Annotated in this window: 13 protein-coding genes and 1 pseudogene; 3 read left to right on the forward strand and 11 right to left on the reverse strand. The window is 32.9% G+C overall.

Annotated elements, in window-relative coordinates:
• From WH188_RS26030 to WH188_RS26045, 4 genes and pseudogenes are all read right to left on the reverse strand, one after another.
• Positions 1-615, reverse strand: a pseudogene (locus tag WH188_RS26030) (hypothetical protein); the annotation flags it as partial.
• Complete coding sequence (locus tag WH188_RS26035; protein WP_339424863.1) at positions 612-1,010, reverse strand: hypothetical protein; 399 nt, start codon at positions 1,008-1,010, stop codon at positions 612-614. The gene WH188_RS26035 and the pseudogene WH188_RS26030, both read right to left, overlap by 4 nt.
• Before the next feature lie 30 nt (positions 1,011-1,040).
• Positions 1,041-2,240 carry a relaxase/mobilization nuclease domain-containing protein gene (locus WH188_RS26040; protein WP_339424864.1) on the reverse strand — a complete coding sequence of 400 codons (1,200 nt, stop codon included), beginning with the start codon at positions 2,238-2,240 and terminating at the stop codon, positions 1,041-1,043.
• The gene (locus WH188_RS26045) at positions 2,234-2,551 is read right to left on the reverse strand and encodes a plasmid mobilization protein (RefSeq protein WP_339424865.1); all 318 of its coding nucleotides are present in this window, start codon (positions 2,549-2,551) and stop codon (positions 2,234-2,236) included. Before WH188_RS26045 ends, WH188_RS26040 begins: the two co-directional genes overlap by 7 nt.
• A gap of 377 nt (positions 2,552-2,928) precedes the next feature.
• Here WH188_RS26045 and WH188_RS26050 point away from each other — a divergent pair, with 377 nt between their 5' ends.
• Positions 2,929-3,123, forward strand: a complete 195-nt coding sequence (locus WH188_RS26050; RefSeq protein WP_339424866.1) for a hypothetical protein — start codon at positions 2,929-2,931, stop codon at positions 3,121-3,123.
• Positions 3,124-3,386: 263 nt separating this feature from the next.
• Here WH188_RS26050 and WH188_RS26385 read toward each other — a convergent pair whose 3' ends face one another.
• The 3 genes from WH188_RS26385 to WH188_RS26060 form a co-directional block, all read right to left on the reverse strand.
• Positions 3,387-3,509: a DUF7695 domain-containing protein gene (locus tag WH188_RS26385; RefSeq protein WP_445265595.1), complete on the reverse strand. Its 123-nt coding sequence runs from the start codon at positions 3,507-3,509 to the stop codon at positions 3,387-3,389.
• A 141-nt stretch (positions 3,510-3,650) separates the two neighbouring features.
• Positions 3,651-4,097 carry a beta-barrel fold lipoprotein gene (locus WH188_RS26055; RefSeq protein ID WP_339424867.1) on the reverse strand — a complete coding sequence of 149 codons (447 nt, stop codon included), beginning with the start codon at positions 4,095-4,097 and terminating at the stop codon, positions 3,651-3,653.
• Positions 4,098-4,128: 31 nt separating this feature from the next.
• The gene (locus WH188_RS26060) at positions 4,129-4,653 is read right to left on the reverse strand and encodes a hypothetical protein (RefSeq protein WP_339424868.1); all 525 of its coding nucleotides are present in this window, start codon (positions 4,651-4,653) and stop codon (positions 4,129-4,131) included.
• Positions 4,654-5,269: 616 nt separating this feature from the next.
• On the opposite strand from WH188_RS26060, the gene WH188_RS26065 reads away from it, so the two are divergent.
• Entirely contained in the window at positions 5,270-6,217 is a 948-nt protein-coding gene (locus tag WH188_RS26065; protein WP_339424869.1) for a replication initiation protein, read from the forward strand.
• A gap of 38 nt (positions 6,218-6,255) precedes the next feature.
• Here the strand turns inward: WH188_RS26065 and WH188_RS26070 are convergent, their stop codons facing one another.
• Both WH188_RS26070 and WH188_RS26075 read right to left on the reverse strand, forming a co-directional pair.
• On the reverse strand, positions 6,256-6,471 hold the full coding sequence (locus WH188_RS26070; protein WP_339424870.1) for a hypothetical protein: 216 nt from the start codon (positions 6,469-6,471) through the stop codon (positions 6,256-6,258).
• Entirely contained in the window at positions 6,468-7,088 is a 621-nt protein-coding gene (locus WH188_RS26075; protein ID WP_339424871.1) for a ParA family protein, read from the reverse strand. The genes WH188_RS26070 and WH188_RS26075 overlap by 4 nt, the downstream gene beginning before the upstream one ends.
• A gap of 250 nt (positions 7,089-7,338) precedes the next feature.
• Between WH188_RS26075 and WH188_RS26080 the strand changes: the two genes are divergently transcribed.
• Positions 7,339-8,220: a type IV toxin-antitoxin system AbiEi family antitoxin domain-containing protein gene (locus WH188_RS26080; protein WP_339424872.1), complete on the forward strand. Its 882-nt coding sequence runs from the start codon at positions 7,339-7,341 to the stop codon at positions 8,218-8,220.
• Here the strand turns inward: WH188_RS26080 and WH188_RS26085 are convergent.
• On the reverse strand, positions 8,217-9,107 hold the full coding sequence (locus WH188_RS26085) for a nucleotidyl transferase AbiEii/AbiGii toxin family protein (protein ID WP_339424873.1): 891 nt from the start codon (positions 9,105-9,107) through the stop codon (positions 8,217-8,219). The two genes, WH188_RS26080 and WH188_RS26085, sit on opposite strands and share 4 nt — an antisense overlap.
• Positions 9,108-9,993: 886 nt before the next feature.
• Positions 9,994-10,992: type IV secretory system conjugative DNA transfer family protein (locus WH188_RS26090; protein ID WP_339424874.1), on the reverse strand; the 999-nt coding region annotated here is incomplete at its 5' end.

Genomic DNA, 10,992 nt, shown 5'->3' on the forward strand with positions numbered 1-10,992 from the left:
AATCATCGAGGGATTAAGATTTGCCAAAATAGAATATGCAAACTCTCTTGCAAAACTGTCATTTATCATTAATTCTGGCGCAATAGGATTAATTCTATTGCTTCGACTTAAGTCTGAAAAATTGATAAAATATGGCTTAACATTACTGTTTTGATAAGCTGTATTCACATATTGAGCCAATTCGGGAAATTTGAAATCATAAACAACGCCGGTAAAACCCTTCCTACCTGCATCTTGTATAATTGGCTCAACTATAGATTTACTTTTTCCTGCCCCTGCTCCACCAGAGATAAAAACACCTGCATAGGGATTTTCTATGTCAACAGAATTATTAAGCTTTAAGTTTAAAGCCTGTTCTTGATTCGGAGCAGGAATAAAATTGCTTAAAGAACTGGGTATTTTAGCACTTCTGAACCTTTTTACAAGCTTCCATACAACAAAGCATACAGCTCCAATAAAAAGTAATCCTACAAGCCTATCTGGGATCTTACTACCCGATATAAAAAGAAACGATACAGCAGTAGAGCCAAGCCAAAAAAGAAACAGATACAGAATAACCTTTCTAAAAGTAAACTTACCCCCTTTTTTTGCGTGTTGATGTTCTATTTTTTTCATCTTGACATTCCTTTAGTATCGTATAAATTTCTATTTAATAACTGCGTTCTTTCCTCTCTAGTACGTTTAATTTCTTCAAACCTGTTATACTTTGGAGATTCTTTTTGTTTATTCTGCTCTGCCAATGAAGCCATTTTATTCTCATTGATACTTTTTAATACTCGGTCTGTAAAACTCCGTTCATAGCCCTTAATCGAGTTTACTTGAAAATGTTCATTTTTAAATGAAATAGTGGTAATCCTGTCACCTTTGATTTCAAAAGTAACATCGATGTTTCTTTTCGCCAGTTGCTCACGGAGCTTATGAACATCTGTAACATCTTTGTTTTTACTCGCCTTACGGATTTCATTGAGACCATGAATTTCCATTTGTGTTAAAAATAGTTTTGTTTCCATTGTTATTGAGATTTAAATTAAACTTTCATTTTATCTGCCAAAACCCCGCTTCTGCTCATTAGATTGATCTTTCTTTTCCTCTCGTTGGGCTTTAATCCTGTCGAATGCATTACTTGACTTCTCTTGGTTCTGATCTTGGCTCTGCCCTTGGTTACGTTGCTCTTTAGCTATGTCAAAGGCTGTTTTATGTTCTTGTTTATTTTCTTGCATTTTTTCACCGTATTTATAAAGTTCATTATATAGTTTTTCGCTCTGTGGATTTGTGTTCCAGGTTTGCCAAGCATTTACATTAGGTCTAATTTCAGGCATCTTTTCTCTAATAGCTTTATCTACGACTTCAACTGTTTGGCTCGTTTTAGTCGTATTTTGTTCTATATAAGCCCTTAAGTCACTTTCTTTGCTCAATATGGCGTTTGTGGTTAAAGACTTGTCTAAATCACCCCATTTTGCATTGATTTGAGAACCTTTTACGCTTACTTCCTGATATCGGAACGATACCCCCGAAATCCCATTTTTATTCTCCGAAAACTTAACATCAATACCTTTCTGTTCTAGATTAGCTTTGAAATGTTCGGGGGTGTTAACTCCCCGATCCTGCAAAGCTTCTGTAACCTCTTTTGATATATTTCGCTTTACAAGTTCATTTTTAGGGTTCTTGTCGGTTATTGTCTTTTTATTGGTTTCCCTATGACGTGCCTTTTCTTCACTGGTGGCAAAACGATAACCTTTTTCTTTCGTTGGGTCATACATTACCGTTCGTCCCTCTGTGCGCCTTAATCCCTGTTCCTGCTCTATCTTATCGCAGATAACCTGCATTTTGTTCTTGATATAACTTGTATCAATGTTCTTTCCGTTCAAATCGACTTTATTAAGTACAATATGATAATGTGGATGACCTGCATCGTTATGCTTTGCAATAAGATACTGGTGAGTATCTTCTTTTACTCCTAATTCTTGAAGCACCGATTTGACCGCTTTTTGTTCTTGCTGAGGTGTCAACTTTTCATCCTTATGAAAATTGAGAGAAATATGCAATACTGGTCGTGATACTCTTGTATTACCATTGGAAACAAATCGCATCTGTTGAGCCATTTTTTGAGTATCGCCATAAATGTTATTTCGCTCGATTATTTCAGGCTTATGCTCTGGGCGCAAATTTGGCTCATGCTCTTTTTGAACGTACGATATCGTTCCTCTAAATCCGTTACCTGTTGTTACCTCTGCTACCATTTTGCAATAATGATTTCAAGCTTGTTTAACAGCTCCTCAATCTGTGGCAATTCTTTTCTTTCATGGGCGTACCTTGTCAACTGGTTGAGGTTGCTCGCCAGTCCGATTATTGTCCGACGGTCCACACTCATCACCTCCGTATTTACCTCAACTTTTTGCACGGTCAAAACCGTGCCTTTGACCATGAGCTGACGGCCAAAATCCGAAACGGTTAAACCCAATTTTGAAGCGTTGGCCTCAATGGCTTTTTGCTCTTCATCATTGACTCGAATGACCAGTTGCTTTAATCTTGGGTTGTCTTTTTTGTTCATTTTATAAGTGTCTTTATGGGTGACCAGGACAACAAAATGCGGAGCGGTTTTTTGTCCTGGTCACGTCTTAAAAATTTCAGCGGAGCGTAATGAAATTTTGTCACTGGGATTTTAGCGCAGCGTTAAAAAATCCAGCCCCGCAGGGCAAGGGTCGAGATAAGAATATACATTTGCATCGCAAAATGTATATACGTTCTAGCCCCTTGCTCCGTTCGTTATGCCTAAGATAATGAGAAATAAGGATTGGTCAAAATCCGTTTTCGAAATTATCTTAGGAGCGGAATAATACAGCCCATCTAAAGGGCTGTATTATGAAGCTGACCACCCCCAAAAGGGTGGTCAATGTCCTATTAAAAGTCTTTTCCGTATCTTTATATATGGAAAAGAAAACACAAACTTTACAACATCTTGAAGTCATAATGACCAACATAAAAAAACGTTCTGCAGAACTTTTAAAACAAGCCAAAACAGATGGAACTCTACATTATTATTTTGACCCTGTTCGTTGTAATATTGGTCAATTGGTCAAGCTTGAAAATGGTAAAGAAACAATAATTAATAAGTATGAATAACGACAAAAAAGAATACCCTATTAATTCGCTTGAAAGTGAATGCATTTCCAAAAAGGCAAGAAAAGTATTTTGCTATGTTTCTAACGTTAGAGGAATTAAAAAATTTGCAAAAAATCAGCTCAACAGGAGAATGCGCAGATACAACAAAACAATCGAAAAAATCATATAACTACCCTCCGCTCATTTTTGGCTTGTCGACTTCGTCCGACTGGATCCCTTCGGTCGGTGGTTTACTGAATATTTCATTCGTGATTATCCGAAGATTATCCGCCCCCCCCGTCTATACTCAAATGACCACATTTGCAGGTCTTCAAATCGTAGTTACTTCTCGAGATCAACACCTCTTTACAGTACGGACATTGCCGTTGGTTTTTTTCAAGTTTCATAAAATGTTATTCAATTCAAAAGGAAAAAAAAGAAAGCCTTTTAAAAAGCGAAACGGTAAAATTTGCTGTACTTTTTATTATTTTTTTTAGTGTCAAAAAAAATGGTCTGCAGAACAGACCATTTCTTTAAAAGAATTTGACTTATTCGTCACTCGCAATATTTAAGATATTGCTTCCTGTGCCATCATAAGAGAAATTTCTCTTTGCGACCTGAGAGCCGTTTTTATAGATAGTTATTGTAGTACTTATTTTCCGCCCCTCTCCGCTCTTTATAAAAATATCTGACACAAGTACTGCATCAACATTATTAGAGGTCTCAAAGCTTCTATTTTGAGCCGTAGCGCTTACAGAATAGGTAGTAAACCCATCTGCTCCCTCTCCTTTATTTAAAGGAGAGCCTTTTAACGTTACTTGTTCCGCATTTTTAGAAAAAATAGTGACGTTGATAAATTCATCAAATGCAGATACATCGCCAGTATGTGAAATTTCGACTTTATATGATGCTTTTTCTGCAATTGGCTGCTCATCTTTAGAGCAAGAAACTAAGCCTAAAAGCGCAATAGTGCAAACTAATAATATATTTTTCATGTTATTTCAGATTTAAAGTAAGTATTTATTTTTATTGATTTTCAGTAATCGTAGCTGTAAGTTTACCATTTTCGTAGTACTTAGCATGGGTTACAATTCTGTTGCTATAATCGCCAATATTAGGCTCTAAAATGGAGTCAAGGAGATTTACAGCATTTTCCCCTCGTAATATTTTGTATTTCTCCTGTTTTAGTATTTTGTTTCTGTTTTTCCAGTCAAAGACATTATTTCCTTTAATTTTTTTGGTCATGGTAATAATGTTTTTTGCTGTATCAGGTTGTTTAAAGACCTTTACAATGATATCGTATTCCTCAAATGAAGTTTTAGAAATAGTACTGTCTTTTATCTGATTTGAAATAGTAAAAGCGAAAGATGATACTTCCTGTTTTGGCTTGATCACTGAGCAACTGGATAAGGCTATAACACCCAGGACAGGCACAAAGTAAAAAGACTTTAAATTTACCCACCGACTGAGAGCGTGGTGGGCTTCCTTTCTTTGATTGCAAAGAATTACCGTTAATCCAACGGTAATAGCATTGGAAAAAATTTTTTTCATATTGTGTAACTTAAAATTTAAAACTTGTGCCGAAGATACGTATATACATTTACGTAATGAAATAAATTTTAATATAAATAACTGATAATCAATGTTATAGTGTTACATTGTTATAATGTTATAGTGACTATATTACTCGATAATTCTCTTTATTTATGGTCGACAAAAAGGGAGTTTATATAATAATATTATAAATCTAACAAGCTGATAATGAGCACTTTACAAATCGGAGCCGCGCCCCCACTCCCTCTTTTTTCTTTTTTTGTTCCCGTTTTTTCGTTGATTTATATTTCGGTAAACCTGAGAAATGTGCCAAAATGACTGTTTTTCAGATTGAAAATCTTCGATTTTCACCCTAAAAAACTCTTTAAACGATTTTTTAATTATTTTAATAACTTTCTAACTTTAAGCCGATGTAACCCATTTTAAATAAGCTACTTACAAACATTAAAACCACTTTTTATAACATTAAAACCACTTTTTATAACATTAAAACCACTTTTTATAACATTAAAACCACTTTTTATAACATTAAAACTCCGTATTAAAACAACTGTTGTTTTAATACGTGGTTTTTAATATATTTGAATAAGTTTTAAATCAAAAAATTATTCAAATGGGATTAATCACTAAAGAAGATGCTCTACAAGCGGGTGTTATGATGTATAAACAACATAATGCTATAACATCCGGACGTTATGATTTTTCAGCTTGTCAGCTGGATGTTGTTTTCATGCTTTTATCTTCCTTGCAAGAGGGACAATTAACCTACCAGATACACACTTCTGATATTGAGTTAATAACTGGACGTAAATGGAATATAGCTCAATTTAAAGATAGTACGGAGCAATTATTGACTCGTATGTTTGAAGTTGACACAGACGACGATTACACACAGTTTGTTTTATTTCAATACTTTAAATACTTCAAGGGTACACGAACAATTGAAGTAAAACTTTCTGAAATTGCTTTACCATATTTTTTCGATCTAAAAAATAATTTCACATATTTTCAATTAAAATCAGTTCTTAACTGTACCTCTAGTTATGCAAAAAGGCTTTATATGCTTGCTTGTCAATGGCGCACAGTAGGAAAGTTTCCAAAGCCTGTACCAATTATCGAATTAAAAAGAATGTTGGGACTGGTCGATAAAAAAGGAAATGAACAATTAGAAAGAATAAGTCAGTTTAAAGAGCGTGTTCTTGATATAGCAAAAAAACAAATAAATGAACATACTGATATAAATTTTGATTACCAGCTTTATAAAAAAGGACGTTCGTTCGAATATATACAGATATTCGTGGATACATCAAAAACAAACCCTAAACAGCTGGAAATAGACTTTTCAAATGATTTAACACATCAAAAAAATGTACGTATTATTGAAAGCTATGGCATTAGTCACGAATATGCCGAATTGATTGTAAAAGATGGGTACGATAAGTTTATAAAATTTGTAGCTGATATAAACGATAAAGCTAAAAAAGGTAAAATTAGCGTTGATAACGCTCCTGCATACATAATTGGAACATATCAGAAAAAAGGAGTATTACCTAAAAAATAACACTATAGTAATAACGTATTGACGTCAATACGTTATTACTATAAATATTTAATTATAGCCTCTTCCACCAAGTTTTTGACGTTCGTATTCTGCTCTATTGCTTTTAGCTTTAACTGTTTTAAGAGTTCCTTATCAAGCCACAAAGTATAACTCTGTTCATGATCTCGCTTCTTTGCTTTTACTGGAACTACTTTTTGTTTTGGCACTTCATTAGGTTTTACTTCCTTTAATTTATCGAATGGGTTAATGCTCATAATAATTCCAATATTTGTTTTGTCAATTCTTCTACTTCTTGTTTTGCTGCTTCATCATTTCCTGCATGTATACCACCAGTAAGAAATGTATTGGTGTAAGATACTCTATCTTTTATCTCTGCTAATATTGGCAAGTCATAGACCTGTAGCTGCTCTCTAGCTTGCTCAGTGATATTTGCTCTTGATTTAACCATATTTAATACTATACACGCTTTTAAATACTTTTTCTCCTGTTGGACTTCCTTGACAAGGTCTATGGTTGCACGTATCGCCATTATATCAGGTACACCTGCCTTTGTTGGAATAATTACTAAATCGGACTGTAAAAAAATAGGCCTCATTGTCTCAATAATATATGGTGGCGTATCTACAAATATCACGTCATAGTCACTCTGCAATGTATGACGTTCATACGGAAGTATATCAATACCAGTGGCTATTTCCTGTAACTGAACAATTGATCCTTGAGGGTCTGTGTCAGTCAGAGCAGTACGAACATTTCGTCCGAAACTATACGCCAGGTTTAACGCAAGAGTACTTTTTCCTACACCTCCTTTTTGGTGTGCTATTGTTATAATTTTGGCCATGAAATTCACATAAATACGTATTGACGTCAATACGTATTTACAAATATACGATATGTATAACATTTGTAAAAATGTTTATATAATATACAATATTTAATAATTAGATTGTATATTTACAACGTATATATACGTTGTAAATTGATTAAAAATAAACTTAAACAAGATTGTTAATAATTTAAACACTTGACAAACAGTGCATTATATTTATATGTATTGCTATTGTCAATAAATAATTATATCTTTGATAACAAAGTATATATACTTTGTTATATTAATAATAATGGCAAATATATCTAGAGTAAAAAGAGTAAAAAGTTTAATAATTAACACCTTTACAAATACTGGTGTCAAAGCGTATTCTAGAAAAGAAGTATTAGAGATTTATGAAAATTTCAAATCTAGATGGGGGCTTCCATTTAGCACAAATCCAATAAAATTTCTTCAACAAATAGAAAAAGAGAATATACTAAGTAAAATCAGTGTAGAAATAAGTCAAAGTAATTTATATAAAGATATCTATTATCTACCAGATGCATCAGATGAAGAAATAGCACTATCTATAAGCAATAAAGCATTTTTATCTCATTATTCAGCATTATATTATCATCAACTGACGGAACAAATTCCAAAAGAGATTATTGTTACTATTGAGGACTATCAAAGAATGTCTCCCGTTATAAACACTCTTTCTCAAGAGGGGATTCATAGTGCTTTTTCGAAACCTCAAAGAGAAAGTAATAGTATATTTAATATCCGAGATAGTAGAATAAGAATTCATAAAGGAAAATATACTAACGAAACAGGCGTAAAAAAAATAGGAATAAAAGTTACTAATATTGAAAGGACACTAATTGATATAATAGTAAGGCTTTCATATTCCGGCGGATTAAGCGAAGTGATAAAAGCTTACCAGAAAGCTGGAGAAGCAAAATTAATTAGTATCAATAGACTCTTAAACTATCTTCACAAATTAGATTATACTTACCCATACCACCAATGTATAGGTCTAATAATGGAAAGAACTGGAGTATTTAATGAATCACAACTATCTAAAATAGAATCAATAGGAATAAAATATGACTTCTATCTTGCTTATAATATAGAAAACAAAGAATATGATAATAGATGGAAAGTATTCTATCCTAAAAATCTTTTTGTTTAAACATCAAATATATTATAAAATCGTTCTAGATATTTATCATAGTAATGATCAAAATCTTTCACATCAGGGTCTGTTATTGTCATCTTAACGGATTCAAAATCGTTTTTTAAAATATCCTTTATATCATCCATTTTTTTAACATATTCATAAGGGACTTTCTTAATGTCAAAAACCTTTTTCAAGATTGATATAAACTCTGGCGAATTTATATCAATATTAAATGATGATAAAATGATATCAATATCATATAGGTCTCTTGACCTTGCTTTTGTTATTGATCTTTCATTTCCAAGAATTTCAGTCCTATAATATGGGAGAGATTGACATAATGCTCTAACCTTTTCTGCAACTAAAAGTTCAGGCAAATAAACTAAAATCTTAGCTTCATCCTCTATCTCATGCTGCTTAGTACATCCTTCAAAATACTCACTTCTGCTTATCTCTATTTCGAATTTAGAGGAATTGTTTTTTTCATTCAATCTAAAAACGTGTGCTCGCCTTGCAACTTCTAAATCTTGTCCAATTTCATTAAAAGTATTTAAGTCTATAACTTTGAATGAAATATTATATCCTCCCCAAAAAGGTTGAACGTTCCCCTTATGGGGTTTAAAATCAAAAGCAAAATCAATTATTTTGTATCCTTCAGAAGAAAGTTCTGTCTCTAGAGAATGTATTAATAATAATTTTACTTCTTCAAAGTCTTCAAAATCATCTTCAATAGAAAAATCTAAATCATAAGACGGTCTATCTGAAAGACCATAGACTAAGCTTATTGCATTTCCCCCTTTTAATATTAAGGTTTCGGACAACATATCATCCAGTGCAATAGCTCTTAAGACTATACGTTTTATTTTTTCGATCTCTTCTCTACTGATAAATTTAGACATACTTCATTATTGTAATTTAAGCCAAGCTTAGTCATTAAGCTATGCTTGGCTTAAAAATATTAAAAAGTATCTATATTAAAGATTTTTCATTTCACTTCTCTCTATACATTCCATAAAAAGTCTGTATTACTTATTCTTTCTATCTTTGATTTGAAAATAGAGAGATATTAATGCAATTGTAATCGATACTAATTTTATCATTTTTTTTAACCTCCTTTCTACTTTTAGATAGCCATTGAAATTCCAGTTCAATGGCTTTTTAATTTTGTTATCGTACATATAGTGAATACTACCTACTTTTCTTATAAAGTTTCATTCTTTCTATCTTTGATTTGAAAGTAGAGAGATATTAATGCAATTGTAATTGATACTAATTCTATCATTTTTTTATAACCTCCTTTCTGCTTTTAATGTAGCCATTGAAATTCCAGTTCAATGGCTTTTTAATTTTGTTATCGTACATGTATGAATACTACCTACTTTTCTTATAAAGTTTCATTCTTTACTATAAATAGTCTGAATAATACTAAAGTGCTCCAAAAATGTTCATTTATAAAGGACACAGAAACGACATTTCCTATAAACACCGTTTAAAGCTACTTAAAGCATTATTCATCCGAAAGGACACATCGCTCTAAGCTTATAAACCTTTCGTCGTATTTTTTTTCAAAAGGTTCTGTATTAAAGATAATTTTCTTGTTTTTCGTCTTTCAGAAATGAAAGGACAAATAAGGTTGGGCAATATTTTAGACTATTTTTAATTTATGTATAAAGATTTGCTCGGCTAAAAACGGTCAAAAAAAAAGAGGTTGGAACGTATCCGCTCCAACCCCTAGTTTTAAATCTCAAGTTCCACAAAGGAAAATGAGACGCTAAGTTATACGTTTTATTTTAAAATCACTTCTGTTTCTCGTTTTATCCTGTCAAAAACAGCGTCTAAATCTGAACTGGTAACATTATTGAATTGCGGTATTGGTGTCTTTCCAAAGTTACTATTCAGCGGAATAGAAGAAAGCCCCTGTCTATTTTTACCCTCACTTAAGATGGTGTAAAATGATCCCGTGGGTAAAGTAGTAACATCTTGAACTTTCACTAAATCCCTTTCTTGATATGCAAAACTTTGACCACTACCCTTTCTATGCTCTCCGACAAGTGTCCTATCGTAATTTTTGCTCTCTGTCATCATCAGCTTATCAGATTTCCCAAACATTTGGCTAACCCTCTGCGCTGTAGTTGGATTCGTTGTTCTCCCATAGAATTGATTTCCGAGATTTGATAAAATAGTATCAGTTTTTTCTTTACCGTACTTATCAACCATTTGAGCAATATCTTGGCATGCTAAAACGGTCGCCACTTTATTACTTCGTGCAGTAGCTGGCAACTGTTCTACATTTGGAACAAAGACCGTAGGAAATTCATCAAGCATGAAAAGACTTTTTTCTTTGTCCTGTTGATTCAAAATCTTGCTTATTGATGTCAATATCAATCCAATTACGGGGCTATAGGTGCTTGCTAGTACTGGATTGTTCCCGATTACTAAGATTCCCTTGCTGTTACTATCATTAAGGGATAAGCTAAAATCGCTAGCTGAAGTTATATAATAAACTTCTTCAGTATTTATTTTTGACAATGATACTTGTAAGCTCGAGATAACGCCTGCAAGCTGATTATCTGCCCCATTTGCGAACGCTGTCAATATTGGTGCAATCATGTCTGCACATTTTGGTTCAGCGCTTAATGTACGTAAAAGGGCTTCTAAGTTAGGTTGCAAAATCATGCTCATAGCATGTGGTAATGTGCAATATTGGGGTTGTCTTTTTCTCAAATACCAAAATGTTGAAGCAAGTAAAGCGGTTGCATTATCACTCCAAAAATCGGGTTTACT

This window comes from Sphingobacterium sp. MYb388, from assembly GCF_037479535.1.
In the GTDB taxonomy this organism is placed as follows: Bacteria; Bacteroidota; Bacteroidia; order Sphingobacteriales; family Sphingobacteriaceae; genus Sphingobacterium; species Sphingobacterium anhuiense.